General features: G+C 73.1%; 12 protein-coding genes. 7 read left to right on the forward strand and 5 right to left on the reverse strand.

All coding sequences use genetic code 11. The annotated features are described in order from the left end of the window. Nucleotides 1–48: 48 nt before the first annotated feature. A complete protein-coding gene (locus ACVWW9_RS13985) occupies nt 49–459 on the forward strand; it encodes a DUF4383 domain-containing protein (protein ID WP_456515981.1) in 411 nt (136 codons plus the stop codon). A 10-nt stretch (nt 460–469) separates the two neighbouring features. Beyond that, nucleotides 470–961 (forward strand): hypothetical protein, encoded by a 492-nt coding sequence (locus ACVWW9_RS13990; RefSeq protein ID WP_456515982.1) that lies wholly within the window; start codon nt 470–472, stop codon nt 959–961. Nucleotides 962–977: 16 nt separating this feature from the next. Here the strand turns inward: ACVWW9_RS13990 and mnmA are convergent, their stop codons facing one another. Then, the gene (gene mnmA, locus ACVWW9_RS13995) at nt 978–2,081 is read right to left on the reverse strand and encodes a tRNA 2-thiouridine(34) synthase MnmA (RefSeq protein WP_456515983.1); all 1,104 of its coding nucleotides are present in this window, start codon (nt 2,079–2,081) and stop codon (nt 978–980) included. Between the two features lie 57 nt (nt 2,082–2,138). On the opposite strand from mnmA, the gene ACVWW9_RS14000 reads away from it, so the two are divergent. Together ACVWW9_RS14000 and ACVWW9_RS14005 are read left to right on the forward strand one after the other, a co-directional pair. Continuing rightward, the gene (locus ACVWW9_RS14000; RefSeq protein ID WP_456515984.1) at nt 2,139–2,912 is read left to right on the forward strand and encodes a glycosyltransferase family 2 protein; all 774 of its coding nucleotides are present in this window, start codon (nt 2,139–2,141) and stop codon (nt 2,910–2,912) included. Beyond that, the gene (locus tag ACVWW9_RS14005) at nt 2,909–3,472 is read left to right on the forward strand and encodes a hypothetical protein (RefSeq protein WP_456515985.1); all 564 of its coding nucleotides are present in this window, start codon (nt 2,909–2,911) and stop codon (nt 3,470–3,472) included. The genes ACVWW9_RS14000 and ACVWW9_RS14005 overlap by 4 nt, the downstream gene beginning before the upstream one ends. 19 nt (nt 3,473–3,491) lie before the next feature. On the opposite strand, the gene ACVWW9_RS14010 is transcribed toward ACVWW9_RS14005, so the two are convergent. Then, nucleotides 3,492–4,673: a cysteine desulfurase family protein gene (locus ACVWW9_RS14010; RefSeq protein WP_456515986.1), complete on the reverse strand. Its 1,182-nt coding sequence runs from the start codon at nt 4,671–4,673 to the stop codon at nt 3,492–3,494. A 41-nt stretch (nt 4,674–4,714) separates the two neighbouring features. On the opposite strand from ACVWW9_RS14010, the gene glgX reads away from it, so the two are divergent. Then, nucleotides 4,715–6,817, forward strand: a complete 2,103-nt coding sequence (gene glgX, locus ACVWW9_RS14015) for a glycogen debranching protein GlgX (RefSeq protein ID WP_456515987.1) — start codon at nt 4,715–4,717, stop codon at nt 6,815–6,817. 88 nt (nt 6,818–6,905) lie between these two features. Here the strand turns inward: glgX and glgP are convergent, their stop codons facing one another. Beyond that, on the reverse strand, nt 6,906–9,443 hold the full coding sequence (glgP, locus tag ACVWW9_RS14020) for an alpha-glucan family phosphorylase (protein ID WP_456515988.1): 2,538 nt from the start codon (nt 9,441–9,443) through the stop codon (nt 6,906–6,908). A gap of 85 nt (nt 9,444–9,528) precedes the next feature. Between glgP and ACVWW9_RS14025 the strand changes: the two genes are divergently transcribed. Both ACVWW9_RS14025 and glgB read left to right on the forward strand, forming a co-directional pair. Further along, nucleotides 9,529–11,520 carry an alpha-1,4-glucan--maltose-1-phosphate maltosyltransferase gene (locus ACVWW9_RS14025; protein WP_456516041.1) on the forward strand — a complete coding sequence of 664 codons (1,992 nt, stop codon included), beginning with the start codon at nt 9,529–9,531 and terminating at the stop codon, nt 11,518–11,520. Then, a complete protein-coding gene (gene glgB, locus ACVWW9_RS14030; protein WP_456515989.1) occupies nt 11,517–13,712 on the forward strand; it encodes a 1,4-alpha-glucan branching protein GlgB in 2,196 nt (731 codons plus the stop codon). Before ACVWW9_RS14025 ends, glgB begins: the two co-directional genes overlap by 4 nt. A gap of 460 nt (nt 13,713–14,172) precedes the next feature. Here the strand turns inward: glgB and ACVWW9_RS14035 are convergent, their stop codons facing one another. Together ACVWW9_RS14035 and ACVWW9_RS14040 are read right to left on the reverse strand one after the other, a co-directional pair. Next, a complete protein-coding gene (locus ACVWW9_RS14035) occupies nt 14,173–15,072 on the reverse strand; it encodes a tetratricopeptide repeat protein (protein ID WP_456515990.1) in 900 nt (299 codons plus the stop codon). A gap of 23 nt (nt 15,073–15,095) precedes the next feature. After that, the gene (locus ACVWW9_RS14040; protein WP_456515991.1) at nt 15,096–16,994 is read right to left on the reverse strand and encodes a hypothetical protein; all 1,899 of its coding nucleotides are present in this window, start codon (nt 16,992–16,994) and stop codon (nt 15,096–15,098) included. Nucleotides 16,995–17,173: the final 179 nt, after the last annotated feature.

A 17,173-nucleotide genomic window follows, 5' to 3' on the forward strand; every position in this document is an offset into this window, starting at 1 on the left:
GCCACCTCGGCGCGCAGGCCGGAAACGGCCCTGACAGAAGGAGGAGTCATGACTCAGTCCCCCAACCGCCTCGTCGCCACGATCTTCGGCGCCGTCTACCTGCTCGTCGGCGTGCTCGGCCTCTTCGTGGCCGGCGGCAACATCGTCGGTGAGGAGGGCGGCCTGCTGCTCGGCATCTTCCAGGTCAACCACCTGCACAACGTCGCGCACCTCATCATCGGCGGCGCCCTGCTGGCCGCCGGTCTCCGCAGCACCCCCGCGGCGAAGGCCACGAACACGACGGTCGGCGCGGTCTACCTGCTGCTCGGCATCGTGGGCTTCTTCCTCGTCGGCACGGCGCTGAACATCCTGGCGCTCAACACCGCCGACCACATCCTGCACCTCGCCTCGGCGATCGTCCTCCTCGGCACGGGCCTCGCGCTCGACCGCGGCACGACGGCCCGCCGCGCGGTCGCGTAAGGATCAGGTCATGGCAGCGCTGACCCGGATCTGGGGAGCCGTGGCAGCGCTCGGCGCGGCGCTCATCGCCTTCGCGGTGGGCGCCGCGGCCGTGCCGTGGGTCGCGGTGCCCATGGTGGCCGCGGGCATCGGGCAGGCGGTCATCGCGGTCTCAGCCCTGCGCGGCACCCGCTGGCACCCCGGCATCGTGCTCGTGCCGCTGCTGCTGCCGACGATCGTCTGGCTCGGTGCGCTGCTCGCGGTGCCCGAGGCCGCATCGTCCCTGCCGATGGCGCCGCTGCTCGCGGAGTCGACGCTCGCGCTCGGCGCGGCGGCGCTCCTGCTGCTGCGGCGCACGCACGACGACGAGCCGAGGCCCATCCACACGGTGCTCGGGCTGCTGTCGTCGGCCGCGGTCGTCGCCACGATCGCGACCACCGCCCTCGCCGGCACGAACGCCGGCCAGTTCGCGCAGCCGCACGGCGAGCACGGCATCGCCGTCGAGGAGCACGGCGGTCACTGACCGCCGCCGAGGCGCGCTACGCCGCCACGACGTCGGCGGCGACCGTGCGGTCGATCGTGCACTGCCCGAGCACCCGCGTGCCGAGGTACAACACGGCCGACTGCCCGGTCGCGACGCCGCTGAGCGGCACCGCAGGCTCGATCACGAGCTCGTCGCCGTCCATCCGGGCTCGCGCGGGCACCGGATCGGCGTGCGCGCGGATCTGCACCTCGACGTGGAGCCCGTCGGCGAGCTGCGGATGCACCGCGCCGGCATGCGAGATGCGGGTGCCGGCGAGGCGCACCACGTCGAGCGCCTCCTTCGGCCCCACGACGAGCTGCCGCGTCGAGGGCTTCACCTCGAGCACGAAGCGCGGGCGCCCGTCCGGAGACGGCACGCCGAGCGAGAGGCCCCGCCGCTGCCCGACCGTGTAGCCGTGCACGCCGTCGTGGCCGCCGACGACGCGGCCGTCGCGGTCGACGATGTCGCCCGGATCGGCGCCGAGCCGCTCGGCGAGGAACCCCCGGGTGTCGCCGTCCGGGATGAAGCAGATGTCGTGGCTGTCGGGCTTCTGCGCCAGCAGGAACCCGCGCTCGGCCGCCTCCGCGCGCACGGCCGCCTTCGTGGGCGTGTCCGCGAGCGGGAACCAGCAGTGCGCGAGCTGCGCTGCGGTGAGCACGCCCAGCACGTAGGACTGGTCCTTCGCCCAGTCCGCCGCCCGGTGCAGCTCGACGCCATCGGCGGTGCGCTCGACCCGCGCGTAGTGGCCGGTCACGACCCGGTCGAAGCCGAGCCCGATCGCGCGGTCGAGCAGCGCCTCGAACTTGATGCGCTCGTTGCACCGCAGGCACGGGTTGGGCGTCCTGCCCGCCGCGTACTCGTCGACGAAGTCCTGCACCACGTCGCCGTGGAAGCGCTCGGAGAAGTCCCACACGTAGAAGGGGATGCCGAGGCGGTCGGCCACGCGGCGCGCATCCATCGCGTCCTCGACGGTGCAGCAGCCGCGGCTGCCGGTGCGGAGCGTGCCGGGCATGCGGCTGAGCGCGAGGTGCACGCCGACGACCTCGTGCCCGGCGTCGACCGCGCGCGCGGCCGCGACCGCGGAGTCCACCCCACCCGACATGGCTGCCAGCACCTTCATGCGCTCCACCTCCGCGTGCCAGGGTACCGATCGGGCGCGGCGTGCGAGGCTGGAGGGGTGAGCGCCCAGTCGTCGACGCCCCCGCGCGTCTCCGTCGTCATCCCGGTGCGCGACGACGCAGTCGCGCTGCGGGGCTGCCTCGCCCGCCTGGCGGCGCAGTCGGTGCCGCCGCTCGAGATCGTCGTGGTCGACAACGGCAGCACCGACGACAGCGCCGCGGTCGCCCTGGCCGGCGGCGCGCGCGTGGTCGAGGAGCTGCGCCCGGGCGTGGCGGCGGCCGCGGCGTGCGGCTACGACGCCGCGCTCGGGGACGTGATCGCCCGCTGCGACGCCGACTCGCGCGTGCCGGTCGACTGGATCGCGCGGATCGCGGATGCGTTCGCCCACGACCCGGCGCTCGACGCCATCACCGGCCCGGGCCGCTTCCACGACGTGCCTGCGCCGTGGGCCGGGCTCGCGAGCGTCGCCTACGCGTTCGGCACGTTCGTCGTCGCGGGCGCCGCGATCGGCAACGTGCCGCTCTGGGGATCGAACATGGCGCTGCGGCGCTCGGCGTGGACGGCGATCGCGCACCGCGCCACGCGCGACGACGCCGACGTGCACGACGACCTCGACGTGGCGATGCGCCTCGGACCCGCGGCGCGGATCCGCTTCGACCCGCGGATGCGCGTGAGCGCGGAGGGCCGCATCTTCCGCAGCCGCGACGACGTGCGCCGCCGCGTCTCGGTCGCGATGCGCACGTTCCGCCGCAACTGGGCAGAGGGCGGCTCGCCCGGCCGCCGCTGGGTGCGGCGGCTCTCCCCGAGCCGGCTGCGACGCGTGCGCGGATGAGCGCGCGCGTGCTCGAGCTGGGGCGGTGGCACGCCACCGACGCGCTGCGGCTCGTCATCCTCGCCTCCATCCCGCTCGCATGGCTCATCGCGGGGCCGCCCTCCGCCGCCGCGATGCTGCTCGTGCTGGGCGGGTCGATGCTCACGCGCATCGCGCCCGTCTCGAGCGCGGTCGACGTGACGACGCAGGCGGTGCTCCTCGCAGCCGCGTGGTGCGCGACGCTCGGGCTCTACGAGACCGTGCCCGCCCTCGATCTCGTCGCGCACGTCGCCTCGGGCGCGGTGCTCGCGCTCCTCGCCAGGGCGCTGCTGCTGCAGGCCGGGCTGCTGCCCGGCGGCGACGGCGGCCGGGCCGCGGCGGCGCGCATGCTCCACGTCGTGAGCGGGGTCGCGCTGCTGGGGCTGCTGTGGGAGCTCGGCGAGTGGGCCGGCAACACGTTCATCACGACCGCGATCCGCGTCGGCTACGCCGACACGCTGAGCGACCTCGTCGCCGACGTGGTCGGCGCGATCGTCGCGGTGGTGGTCATCGAGCTCGCGCGGCGGCGTCGCGCGAGCTGAGCGCGACGCCCGGACTCCTTCACAGCGATCGGGCGCGCGCGATCGCCGCGGGCAGGGCTGCCAGCAGGGCATCCACGTCGTCGGCCGTCGTCGTGCGGCCGAGCGAGAGCCGCAGCGGCGCGACGCCCGTGACGCCGCACGCGCGCACGACGTGCGACTCGCGCGCCACGCCCGCCGAGCACGCCGACCCGTTCGAGACGGCGAAGCCCGCCTCGTCGAGCAGGAACTGCAGCGATTCCCCCTCCGCGCCCTCCACCACGAGGTGCGCGATGTGCGGCAGCCGGTCGGGCGCGGCGAGCACGCGCACGCCCTCGAGCGACGCGGCGAGGGCGAGGATGCGATCGGTCTCGGCGCGCAGGCGCGCCGACTCCGCGGCCAGCTCGGCCTGGGCCTCCTCGGCCGCGAGCGCGAAGAGCGAGGCGCCGAGCGCGTCCTGGGTGCCCGAGCGGAGCCCGCGCTGCTGCCCGCCCCCGTGGTGGAGCGCCTGCAGCCGCGCGTCGCGGCGCACCACGAGCGCGCCGACCCCGTGCGGTCCGCCGAGCTTGTGGCTCGCGACGCTCATGAGCGCCGCCCCCGTCTCGTCGAACCGCAGCGGCACGTGGCCGAACGCTCCCACAGCGTCGAGGTGGAGCGGCACGCCCGCGCGCGCCGCGGCATCCGCGACGGCGTCGACGGGCTGCACGGAGCCGAGCTCGTTGCTCGCGACGAGCATCGTGGCGACCGCCGCACCGTCGGTGAGCGCCGTCGCGAAGGCGTCCGCGTCAGTGACCGCCGAGCCGTCGACGCCCACCCACCGCACCGCGGCGCCCTGCCGCTCGAGCCACTCGACCGCGTCGAGCGTCGCGTGGTGCTCCGCGACCGGCACCACGAGCGCCTCGCTCGAGCCGGCATCGCGCGACGCCCACCACGCCCCCTTGAGCGCGAGGTTGATCGACTCGGTGCCGCCGGAGGTGAGCACGACCTCGGTCGGATGCGCGCCGAGGGTCGCGGCGAGCCGCTCGCGGGCCTCCTCGAGCACCGCCCTCGCTCGCTGGCCCTCGCGGTGTGTGGACGCGGGGTTGGCGAGCGGCTCCGCGCTCGCGAGCGCGCGCCGCACGGACTCGCGCATGGGCGTCGCGGCCGCGTGGTCGAAGAGCAGCTGCCGGGCCGGTCGAGGCGCGGCGGAGCCCCGCTCGGTGGCTCGGTGCTCGGACTCGGACATGCTCCAATAGCCTAGGGCGCGTGGTGGAGTCGGGGAGTCGGGTGCGAGGCATCCAGCGCACCCCGGAGGGCCACCGGCTGACGGTGTGGTCGCGGAGCGCGACGAGCATGGAGCTGCGGCTCTTCGACCGCGACGACCCCGACTGGCTGCGGACGTCGCTGCCCATGGAGCGCGTCGGCGACGACTTCACGATCGACACCCCGCTGCTGGAGCTCGGCACCCCCTACGCCGTGGGCGTCGACGGCCCGAGCGGCCCCGGTCACGCCTTCGACCCGGGCCGCCACGCGATCCCGCCGCACGCGCGCGGCATCGTGCGCACGCCGCACGGGCAGCACCGCGCGACCGTCGTCGACCCGGCCTTCGACTGGGGTGACGCGCCCCGCCCGCACGTGCCGCTCGACCGCCAGGTGATCTACGAGGCGCACGTCAAGGGGCTCACGAAGCTGAGCCCGCACATGCCGGAGGAGCTGCGCGGCACCTACGCCGGCCTCGCGCATCCCTCGACGATCGGCTACCTCAAGGACCTCGGCGTCACGACGGTGCAGCTGCTGCCGATCCACCAGTTCGTCTCGGAGCAGCGGCTCATCCGCCAGGGCCGCGTCAACTACTGGGGCTACAACACCCTCAGCTGGTTCGCGCCCCACAGCGACTACGCGTCGCGCGGCGCGCGCTTCGACGGCACCGGCGGCGTGCTGCGCGAGGTGAAGGGCATGGTGCGGCTGCTCCACGAGGCCGGCCTGCAGGTCTTCCTCGACGTCGTCTACAACCACACCGCCGAGGAGGGCGCGGACGGCCCACCGTCGAGCCTGCGGCTCATCGACAACGCGTCGTACTACCGGACCGGCCCCGATGGCGAGTGCATCGACTACACGGGCTGCGGCAACACGCTCGACTGCTCCGAGCACGCGGCCGAGGAGCTCGTGCTCGACTCGCTGCGCTACTGGCACCGCGAGGTGCACGTCGACGGCTTCCGCTTCGACCTCGCACCCGTGCTCGGACGCAGGGCAGACGGCGCGTTCGACCCCGAGCATCCGCTGCTGCGGCGCATCGTCACCGACCCGCTGCTCGCCGGCGCGACGATGATCGCGGAGCCCTGGGACGTCGGCCCCGACGGCTGGCAGACCGGCCGGTTCCCCGACGGCTTCGGGGAGTGGAACGACCGCTACCGCGACACCGCGCGGCAGTTCTGGCTGAGCGACTACCGCTCGTTCCGCCACGGCGGCGACGGCGCCACGGGCGTGGGCCCGCTCGCGCACGCCGTCTCCGGCTCCGAGGGGCTCATCGCCTCCGAGCGCGGTCCGCTGCAGAGCGTCAACTTCATCACCGCCCACGACGGCTTCACGCTCGCCGACCTCACCCGCTACGACCGCAAGCACAACGAGGCGAACGGCGAGGAGAACCGCGACGGCGCCGACGGCAACCACTCGTACAACCACGGCATCGAGGGGCGCACCGACGACGTCGCCGTGCAGCTCGACCGCCGCAAGTCGATGCGCAACCTGCTCGGCACGCTGCTCGTCTCGGCGGGCGTGCCGATGCTCACGATGGGCGACGAGTTCGGCCGCAGCCAGCGCGGCAACAACAACGCCTACTGCCAGGACTCCGCCCTCACGTGGATGCGCTGGGAGCGCCGCGACTGGCAGGACGCCTTCCTCGAGCAGACCCGCAGGCTGCTGCAGCTGCGCCGCGAGCACCCCGCGCTGCGGCCGCTCGAGTACGGCCAGACCGGTCAGCGCGTGGCGGGCTCGTCGCGCCTCGACTGGTGGAACGCCGCGGGGCTGCGGATGACGATCGACGACTGGGACCACTCCCACGACCGCACGATGCAGATGCTCGCCGAGTCGACCCCCGTGGAGGAGCCGTACTCGCGCGTGCTCGTGATCTTCCACGGCTCGCCGCGCGACACGAGGGTGACGACGCCAGTCGCCGACGGCGCGACCGCGCTCGAGCTGCTGTGGGACTCCGCCGCCGACCACCAGGGCGCCGAGCGGGTGGTGCCGGGCGATGCGGTCGCCATGACGGCGATGAGCATGCGCGTGTACGCGGTGCACGGCATGCCCGCAGCCGGCGTGCCTGCCCCGACCGTCATGCGGCTGCGCTCCCCCGCGTCGCCGCCGTCCCCTCAGCTCTACCGCCCGTCCTGAGCTGACCCGAACGCCGAACTTCCCCGAACTGCGGGTTCCTTCCGGAGGATCCCGCAGTTCAGGGAAGTTCGATGGAAACGGACCGGGGTCAGCTGCGCGGGTAGGCCACCAGGCCGAGCTCCGCCTCGGAGGCGAGCATCGGGTGGCGCGGGACGACGCGCACCGTGTAGCCGAACGTGCCCGCGCGCTCGAGGCCGATCGCCGACTCGAAGCGGTGGTTGCCGTCCTCGGCGCCTGCCTCCTCGAGCGGGAAGCGGCGTGCGTGGCGCAGCTCGCCCTCCTCGGTGACGGTGCCGGCGACGACCTCGACGGCGACGTCCGACGGCTGCAGCGAGCCGAGCGCGACGAACGCCCGCACGGTCACGGCGTCGCCGATGATCGGCGGCACGTCGACGCCCTCGACCTCGACGTGGTGCACCTGCACACCGCCGAACCCATCGCGCATCCGCGCGGTCCAGTCGGCGAAGTCGCGTGCGGCGCTCGCACCGTCGGCGGCGGCCACGGCGGCTGCCTTCGCGGCGGGCGTGTAGAGGCGGCCGACGTACTCGGCGAGCATCCGCTCGGCCGACAGCTCGGGGCTGAGGGTCGCGAGCGTGTGCCGGATCGAGGCGATCCAGGCGGTCGGCAGGCCTCGCTCGTCGCGGTCGTAGAAGCGCGGCGCCACCTGGTGCTCGATGAGGTCGTAGAGCGCGTTCGCCTCGAACGCGTCACGCTCGGCGGCGTCCATCTGCTCGTGCGCCGACGGGATCGCCCAGCCGTTCTTGCCGTCGAAGTACTCCTCCCACCAGCCGTCGAGGATCGACAGGTTGAGCGAGCCGTTGAGCGCCGCCTTCATGCCGCTCGTGCCGCACGCCTCGAGCGGGCGCAGCGGGTTGTTGAGCCACACGTCGCAGCCGGGGTAGAGCGACTTCGCCATCGAGATGTCGTAGTTCTCGAGGAAGACGATGCGGCCGCGCACCTCGGGCTCCTGCGTGAAGCGCACGAGCTCCTGGATGAGCGCCTTGCCCATCTCGTCGGCGGGGTGCGACTTGCCGGCGATGACGAGCTGCACGGGGCGCTCGGCGTTCGTGAGGATCGAGCGCAGTCGGTCGCGGTCGTGGAGCATGAGCGTGAGCCGCTTGTAGGTCGGCACCCGCCGGGCGAAGCCGATCGTCAGCACGTCGGGGTCGAGCATGGTGTCGACCCACGACGGGACGACGCCGTCGTTGCGCTCGTGCTTGACGCGGGTGCGGTCGCGCGCCTCCTCGACGAGGTGCTGGCGCATCTCGCGGCGCACGCCCCAGAGCGTCTCGTCGGTGATCGCATCCGACGCCCAGTCGCAGCGCGCCGTGTCGAGCGTGCCGAGCTCGCGCTCGGCGAGGTGCTTGAGGATCGGCGACGTCCACGTGGGCGCGTGCACGCCGTTCGTCACCGAGGTGATCGGCACGTCCTGCGCGTCGAAGCCGGGCCAGCGGTCCTGGAACATCTGGCGCGAGACCTTGCCGTGCAGCTTCGAGACGCCGTTCGCGCGCTGGGCGATCGAGAAGCCGAGCTGCGCCATGTTGAAGATCGTCGGGTCGGACTCGCGGCCGAGCGCGAGCACGCGCTCGACGTCGACGCCCGGCACGAGCTCGCGCGTGAGGTGGCGGCGCACGAGCTCGACGTCGAAGCGGTCGATGCCCGCGGGCACCGGCGTGTGCGTCGTGAAGACGGTGCCGGCGCGCACGAGCTGCAGGGCGGCGTCGAACGAGAGCCCGGTCGCCGTGAGCTGCGAGATGCGCTCGATGCCCAGGAAGCCGGCGTGGCCCTCGTTGGAGTGGAAGACGGCCGGGACCGGCGCGCCCGTGAGGTCGCTGTAGACGGCGAGCGCGCGGACACCGCCGATGCCGAGCAGCAGCTCCTGCTGCAGGCGCAGCTCGCCGCCGCCGCCGTAGAGGCGCTCGGCGACGCTGCGGAGGTCGGCGTCGTTCTCGTGGATGTTCGTGTCCAGCAGGAGCAGCGGCACGCGGCCGATCGTCGCGACCCAGATGCGCGCGTGCAGCGTGCGGTGCCCGGGCAGCGCGAGCTCCACCGTGGCGTGGCGGCCGTCCGGGTTGCGGAGGATCGTCAGCGGCAGCCCATCCGGGTCGAGCACCGGGTACGACTCCTGCTGCCAGCCCTCGCGCGAGATGGCCTGCTTGAAGTAGCCGGACTGGTAGAAGAGGCCCACGCCGACGATCGGCACGCCCAGGTCGCTCGCGGCCTTGAGGTGGTCGCCGGCCAGGATGCCGAGGCCGCCCGAGTACTGCGGCAGCGCGCTCGTGATGCCGAACTCCGGCGAGAAGTAGGCGATCGACTCGGGCGCGTCGTCGAGCGACTGGTACCAGCGAGCCTGCGACAGGTAGTCGTCGAGGTCGTCGGCGAGCGCGTCGACGCGGGCGACGAAGTCGTCGTCCTCGGCGAGCTGGTGGAGGCGCTCGGGGCCGACCCATCCCAGCAGCTGGACCGGATCGTGGCCGGTGGCGCGCCACCCGTCGAGCGAGATCTCGCGGAACAGCTCGCGAGTCGGCTCGTGCCACGACCACCGCAGGTTGGAGGCGAGCGCCTCGAGCCTGCCGAGGCGCGCGGGAAGGGAGGTGCGGACGGTGAACTTGCGGATCGCTCTCACGAGGACAGAGCCTAGGGGCATCCTCCCCGCTCGCAGGCAGGCTCGCTACGTTAGTGATGTGCCGAAGCAGACGAATGCCCAGCAGATGGATGTCCTGACGCCCCGGATCCCGGTGCTCGACCTCGCGCCGCAGGTGCCGGGCAACCGGTTCCCCGCGAAGGCGGTGGTGGGCGACGCGGTGCCGTTCCAGGCCGTCGCCTTCCGGGAGGGGCACGACCTCATCGGCGTGACCCTCGTGCTCCGCTCCCCCTCCGGGTCGCAGCGGCGCGTGCCGATGGAGCCGCTCCTCGACGGCTTCGACACCTACCGCGCGCTCGCGCAGGTCGACGAGCAGGGCATGTGGTCCTGGTTCGTCGAGGCCTGGGCCGACGAGTGGGCGACATGGCACCACAACGCCGAGATCAAGATCGCCGCCGGCATCGACGTCGAGCTCATGGCGACGATGGGCGCCGACCTGCTCGAGCGTGCCGCGGCGCAGGCGCAGGCCGCGGACGCGACGGCGCTCACGAGCGCCGCCCAGCGGATGCGCCGCACCGAGACCGCGCCGCTGCAGCGCTGGGCCGAGGTCAACGACCCTGCCGTGCTCGCCGCGGTCGACCGCAACCGGCCGCGTTCGCTCGTCAGCGCATCCGAGACCCTGCAGCTGCGCGTCGAGCGCTCGCGTGCCGCCGTCGGCGCCTGGTACGAGCTCTTCCCCCGCTCGGAGGGCGCAGAGCAGCGCGAGGACGGCAGCTGGGCCTCCGGCACGCTGACGACCGCCGCCGAGCGCCTGCCCGCCGTGAAGGCGATGGGCTTCGACGTCGTCTACCTGCCGCCGGTGCACCCGATCGGCGAGGTCAACCGCAAGGGACCGAACAACACGCTCACGCCGCAGCCGGGCGACCCCGGCAGCCCGTGGGCGATCGGCTCGAAGGCGGGCGGCCACGACACCATCCACCCCGATCTCGGCACGATCGCCGACTTCCGCGCGTTCGTGCAGCGCGCGGAGGCCGAGGGCCTCGAGGTCGCGATGGACCTCGCGCTGCAGGCGGCGCCCGACCATCCGTGGGTCACTGAGCACCCGGAGTGGTTCACGACCCTCCCGGACGGCTCGATCGCGTTCGCCGAGAACCCGCCGAAGAAGTACCAGGACATCTATCCGATCAACTTCGACCTCGACCCCGAGGGGATCCTGGCCGAGGTGCTGCGCATCCTCGAGCAGTGGATCGACTGCGGCGTGCAGATCTTCCGCGTCGACAACCCCCACACGAAGCCGCTGTGGTTCTGGGAGCGGCTCATCCGCGACGTGAACGCCGCGCACCCCGACGTCGTCTTCCTCGCCGAGGCGTTCACGCGCCCCGCGATGATGCAGGCGCTCGGCAAGGTCGGGTTCCAGCAGTCGTACACCTACTTCGCCTGGCGCAACACGAAGGCGGAGCTCGAGGAGTACCTGCGCGAGGTGACCGGTCCGCAGGCGGCGTGGTTCAAGCCCGCGTTCTGGGTCAACACCCCCGACATCCTCACCGAGTACCTGCAGTTCGGCGGCGTCCCGGCGTTCAAGGTGCGTGCGGCGATCGCGGCGACCGCCGTCCCCACGTGGGGCATGTACGCCGGCTACGAGCTCATCGAGGACGTCGCGCGCCCAGGCGCCGAGGAGGCGAACGACAACGAGAAGTTCCAGTACCGTCCGCGCGACTGGGAGCAGGCTGCGCGCAACGGCACGACGATCGCGCCGTACATCACGCGCCTCAACGAGATCCGCGCCCAGCATCCCGCCGTGCAGCAGCTGTGGGCGCTCGACGTGCACTGGTCGGACGACGACGCGATCCTCGTCTACTCGAAGCACCTCGAGGGCCGCTTCACCGAGTCGGGCGAGGACGACACGATCATCGTGGTCGCGAACGTCGACCCGCACTCGGCACGGCAGACGACGGTGCACCTCGACCTGACGAAGCTGGGCCTGCGCCCGGGCGAGTCGTTCGAGGCGCACGACCTCATCACGGGCGAGACCTGGACGTGGAGCGACCACAACTTCGTGCGGCTCGACGCGTTCGTCGAGCCGGCTCACGTGCTGCACGTGCGACGATCGGTCGCATGATGCTCGACGAATCGACGATCCAGCAGCTGGCCGCCGGCGCGCACGCCGCACCCCACGACCTGCTCGGCGCGCATCCGGATGGCTCGGCGCACGTCGTGCGGGCCGTCCGGCACCTCGCGACGGCCGTCGAGGTCATCGGCGAGGGCGCGACCGGCGCCGTCACAACACAGATGGCGCACGTCGGCCACGGCCTGTGGGAGGCGAGCGTGCCGGGACCGGTGCGCCCGTACCGCCTGCGCACCACCTACGGCGACGGCGGCTCGTGGGAGTCCGAGGACCCCTACCGCTTCACGCCGACGCTCGGCGAGCTCGACCTCCACCTGTGGCGCGAGGGCCGGCACGAGCAGGCCTGGAAGGTGCTCGGCTCGCGCCTCGTCGAGCACGAGGGCGTCGCCGGTGCGGCGTTCGCCGTCTGGGCGCCCAACGCGCGCGCGGTGCGCATCATCGGCGACTTCAACGGCTGGGTCGGCCGCACCCACGCGATGCGCACCATGGGCTCGAGCGGCGTCTGGGAGCTCTTCGTGCCCGGCGACCTCGAGCACAGCGCCTACAAGTACGAGATCCTCACCGACCACGGCTGGGTGACGCGCGCGGATCCGATGGCCCGCTACACCGAGGTGCCGCCCGCGACCGCGTCGAAGATCGGCACGAGCCGCTTCGCGTGGAGCGACGACGACTGGATGACCGCCCGCGCCGCCCGCGACGTGCACAACTCCCCCATGTCGACCTACGAGCTGCACTTCGGCTCCTGGCGCCCGGGCCTCGGCTACCGCGAGATGGCGGACGCGCTCGTCGAGCACCTGGAGGAGACGGGCTTCACGCACGTCGAGTTCATGCCGCTCGCCGAGCACCCGTTCGGCGGCTCCTGGGGCTACCAGGTCACCGGCTACTTCGCGCCGACGAGCCGCTTCGGCCACCCCGACGACCTGCGCTACCTCATCGACCGCCTGCACCGCGCCGGCTACGGCGTGATCATGGACTGGGTGCCCGGCCACTTCCCCAAGGACGAGTGGGCGCTCGCGCGCTTCGACGGCCGGCCGCTCTACGAGCACCCGGACCCCCGGCGCGGCGACCAGCCCGACTGGGGCACCCACGTGTTCGACTTCGGCCGCCCGGAGGTGAAGAACTTCCTGGTCGCGAACGCCGTGTACTGGATGGAGGAGTTCCACATCGACGGCCTGCGCGTCGACGCGGTCGCCTCGATGCTCTACCTCGACTACTCGCGCAACGAGGGCGAGTGGCTGCCCAACGTGCACGGCGGCCGCGAGCACCTCGAGGCGATCTCGCTGCTGCAGGAGGTCAACGCGACCGTCTACCGCCGCTGCCCCGGCATCATCATGATCGCCGAGGAGTCGACGTCGTGGCCGGGCGTGACGAAGCCGACGAGCGCCGGCGGCCTCGGCTTCGGCATGAAGTGGAACATGGGCTGGATGCACGACACGCTCCAGTACATGGCGGTCGACCCGATGTACCGGTCGCACCACCACGGCGAGATCACGTTCTCGTTCCTCTACGCGTTCAGCGAGCAGTTCCTGCTGCCCATCAGCCACGACGAGGTCGTGCACGGCAAGGGCTCGCTGCTCAACAAGATGCCGGGTGACCAGTGGCAGAAGCTCGCCTCGGTGCGCGCCTACCTGACGTTCATGTGGGCGCACCCCGGCAAGCAGCTGCTCTTCATGGGCCAGGAGTTCGGGCAGCCGAGCGAGTGGAGCGAGGCGCGCGGCCTCGACTGGTGGATCCTCGATCAGCCGGTGCACCGCGGGCTCATGTCGCTCGTCTCGCAGCTCAACCGGGTCTACCGCGAGACCGAGGCGCTGTGGCTGCGCGACAACGAGCCCGGCGGCTTCGAGTGGATCGACGGCGGCAACTCGTCCGACAACGTCATCGCGTTCCTGCGGTGGGGCGCGAACGGCGACCCGGTCGCGGCGATCATGAACTTCTCCGGCCGGCCCATCGAGGGCTACCGGATGGGGCTGCCGTTCGCCGGCGAGTGGGAGGAGCTCGTGAACTCCGACGCGGTCGAGTTCGGCGGCTCCGGCGTCGGCAACCTGGGCACGGTGCACGCGACCGGCGACGCGTGGGGCGGCCGTCCCGCATCCGCGACGGTCACGATCCCGCCGCTCGCGGGCCTGATCCTGCGCCCGAAGGCCTCCGAGACGCAGCTCCCGGCGACCAAGCCCGCCGCCAGCTGACAGGCGCCCCCGTGTGCGTGGCGCCACCCGGAGCCGGGTGGCGCCACGCGCATGCGAGCGTCGCCTCGCGGACCTGGACGGCGAGCGGTCACTCCCGCGCCCGAGCGGTCACTCCCGCGCCCGAGCGGTCACTCCCACGCCCGAGCGGTCACTCCCGCACCCGAGCGGTCACTCCCGCACCCGAGCGGTCACTCCCACGCCTGAGCGGTCACTCCCGCGCCCGAGCCGACGAACACATCCCGTGCTCGCTGCTGACGTGCGGAACTGACCGGCCATCTGCGGACCTGACCGGTCACGCGCCAGACTGACCACTCACGCGCCAGACTGACCGCTCACCGACCGGAGTGACCACTCACGGACCGGACTGACCACGCACCGCGCGAGCTACCGTCCACGTTCCCGGACGACCTCTCGGCCACTGCACGCGCCCGCCGGCAACCACCTGGCCGGGCGCCGACGGCTAGTACAGCAGCGTGGTCAGGCGGCGGCGCGCGGCGTGCACGCGCGGGTCATCGAGGCCGACGATCTCGAAGTAGTCGAGCAGCCGCAGCCGCACGTCCTGCTTCTCGTCCCCGACGAGCGTCGCCATGAGGTCGAGCAGGCGCAGGAACGCGTCCTCCACGTGGCCGCCCGAGAGGTCGAGGTCGGCAGCGAGCAGCTGCGCCTCGGTGTCCTGCGGCTGCGCGGCGGCCGCGGACCGGATGTCGTCGGCGGAGCGGTCGCGCAGCCGTGCGAGCAGGCGCACCTGCGCGAGGCCGGCGATCGCGTCGGTGTCGCGCGGGTTCTGCGCGATGGCCTTCTCGAACGCGGCGATCGCCGTGTCGAGGTCGCCGGCGTCGATCGCGTCGTACGCCTCCTGGTGCAGCGGGGGCAGGGGCTCCGGCTCCGGCTCCGCGTCTGCGGGTGCCTCGCCCACCGGCACGCGGCCGGTGATGCCCTGCTGCTCGGCGAACGCGAGCACCTGCTCGAGCACGTCCTTGACCTGCTCCTCGGGCAGCGCGCCCGTGAAGAGCGGCGCCGGGCGTCCGCCGATGACGGCGGCTACGGTCGGGATCGACTGCGCGTTGAACGCCTGCACGAGCTGCGGGTTCTGATCGGCGTCGACCTTCGCGAGCACGAGCCGGCCGCCGTAGCCCTCGACGAGGCGCTCGAGCACCGGCGAGAGCTGCTTGCACGGCCCGCACCACTCGGCCCAGATGTCGATGATCACCGGCACGCTGCTCGACAGCTCGACGATCTGGCCGAAGTCGGCGTCGCCGATGTCGACGATCACACCGGGCGCACCGCCCTGCGCGCGCTCGGGCGCCGGCGGCTGGTCCCGCCGCGCGGCGAGCGCCGAGAGGTCGATGGCCCCACCCATGGATGCCGGAAGCTGCGTATCGGTCACTGTCCCACCTCGTTCGCGTCGAGCAGCGCCTGGCTGTACCCGACGACCTGGATCTGCGTGCCCTCCGGCGCATCGGCCGGCGGCACGGCGAAGAGCACCTGGATCTGGTACGTCGTCTCGATGCCCGCGGTCGTCTCCTGGACGCCCGCGAGGCTGGCGGCGGCGCCGCTCGTCGAGATCTCGACGCCCTCCTCCTTCGGCGTGACGCGCACCGTCTCGTTGAACGACGTCGCGAGCAGCGCGCCGCCCTCGTTCGTCACCAGCATGAGCGGTGCGGGCGCGTCGCCCGCCGCGCCCCACTCGAGCACCGAGAGCGCGAACTCCGGCCGCTGGATGAGCTCGTCCTTCGCGGCGCGGCCGAGGTCGGCGCGCAGGGTGTCGCCGTCCTCGCGGAACCACGCGGCGAACTCGGATGCGTCGCCCCGCAGCAGCAGGTCGGCGTACGCGTCGGTGATCTCGGTGGGGCGCCGCTGCAGCAGCGGGGTGTCGCCGGGCAGGCTCGCGGCACCGATCGTCGGGCTCGCGACGGCGGGCAGCTGCACGCCGGACGCGAGCGTCGTCTGGTAGACGAGCCGGTAGTCGGAGCGCGCGTCCGCCTGCTCGAAGACGAGCGCCGACTGCGCGCGCGCCTCGTCCTGCCACGCGACGACCGCCATGACCGTGCGCGGCCAGACCTCGGTCTGCTGCGGCAGGATCAGCTGCACGTCGCCGTCCGGGATCCCCGGCAGCGGCTCGACCTCGCCGTTGAGCCCGCGCACCTCGTAGTTCGTGGTGCGGGCGTCGAGCACCGCGCCCCCGACGCGGGTCGAGACCTGCTCGAGGTCGCGCGCCTCGTCGGCGGCTGCGGTCACCGTCCGCGTCTCCTCGAGCACGCGGTCGAACTGGTTCTCGGTGAGCGCGACCGGCGGGAGCGTGTCCTCGAGGCTCGTCGGCGTGGGCTCCTCGGTCGCCGCGGGCGTCGAAGGACCGCTCGGCCAGTACTGCGGCCCGCAGCCCGTGAGCGCCACGACCGCGACGATCGGCAGCGCGATCATGCCGAAGCGGCGGCGGCCGGTCGGCGCGGCGGTGCGCTCGGCCGTGCCGCGCGAGCGGTCGGTCGTCGCGTCGTCCGCGGGCGCCTCCGAGCCGTCCGGGGCGTCGGCGGCATCCGGCGTCGTGACCGCATCCGGCACGTCCGTCGGAGCCTGGTCGGCCGACGGCGCCTCGAGCGCGCCCTGGGCCGGCCCGACCGCACCCCGCGGCGTGCCCTCGCGCGCGTCGCGGGCGAGCGCGCGGCGCTCGGCCCGGCTCAGCTCGCGGTGCGAGCGGCGCTGCGGACCGCGGCGTCGGCGGTGGCGGCGCAGGGCCAGCAGGAACAGCACGAGCGCGAGAGCGAGGAAGACGAGGCCCGCGGTGATGAGCGGCCCGAAGAGCGGCGTCTTGGCATCGAAGGGCCACTCGACCCGGACGTCGGCGGGCGCGGCGGTGCCGGGCTCGCCGGCGATCGCGATCGAGTACCCGACCGGCAGGTCGATCGAGAAGCTGACCTCGCCCTCGCCGGCGTGCTCCTCGATCCACATGTCGCTGCCCGCGAGCTGCGGCACGGCGTCGCTGCTGCCCGACTGCTCCGTGAGCGTGAGCGCATCCGACTCGTCGATGCCCGCGACCGCGTGCGCCGACTCCCCCACCCAGCCGAGCACGTCGTGATCACGGCCGACGACGGCCGTGATCGGCCCGTCGCCGGTGATGACGACGCTCTGCCTGCCGTCGTGCGCGTTCATGGTCGTGCCGGGGATCACGAGGATCTGCGAGTCGGTGGCGGTGTCGAGCTGCGAGACGATCGACTCCGGCGGAGCCCAGATGGTGCGCTGTCCGATGCCGAGCCCGAGCAGCACGAGCGAGATCACGAGGCTCACGGCCGCGAGGATGTATCGCACGAGTCAGAGGTCCTTTCACGCTCACCGGGGGATCCGGCGGGCCGTCCGGGCAGGACGGCGCAGAGCGGGCAAGCCTCCAGGGTACCGGGAGGTCCTGAGCCTGCCAAGCCCGGCCGCGGGCGGGGCGGCAGGGCCGCCACTCGGCGCGACCCTAGGAT

It is taken from the genome of Agrococcus sp. UYP33 (assembly GCF_054060915.1).